This window comes from Bradyrhizobium sp. Crot121, assembly GCF_059512385.1.
Genome location: NZ_JCAMOR010000383.1, coordinates 1 through 443 on the forward strand (window position 1 = coordinate 1; position 443 = coordinate 443).

General features: G+C 65.9%; 1 protein-coding gene. It reads left to right on the forward strand.

What is annotated here, in order from left to right:
* Positions 1-15: 15 nt before the first annotated feature.
* Positions 16-443, forward strand: a 428-nt coding sequence (locus AC5ZGW_RS47090) for an IS3 family transposase (RefSeq protein ID WP_496114267.1), incomplete at its 3' end; no start/stop codon positions are given.

Sequence of the window (443 nt, forward strand, 5' to 3'; positions counted from 1 at the left end):
CCGGACCGTCGAGGAATGCTCGATCGCGCCGACCAGGCGCTGTCGATCCGCCGGCAATGCATGTTGCTTGGCATCGCCCGTTCTGGGGTCTACCGGCCGCCACGGCCGGCCAACGACAACGACCTTGCCCTGATGCGGCGGATCGACGAGCTGTTCACCGCCTGGCCGTTCCTGGGCTCGCGGCGAATGACCGCGATGTTGAAGGCGGAGGGGCTTCAGGTCAATCGCAAGCGCGTGCAGCGGTTGATGCGCAAGATGGGCATCGCGGCGCTGGGACCGAAGCCGAACACGACGAGGCCGGCGCCGGGCCATAAGATCTATCCCTACCTGTTGCGCAACATGACGATCGACCGGCCGAACCAGGTGTGGGCGGCCGACATCACGTATCTGCCCATCGGCCGCGGCTTTCTCTATCTCGTCGCCATCATCGACTGGGCGAGCCG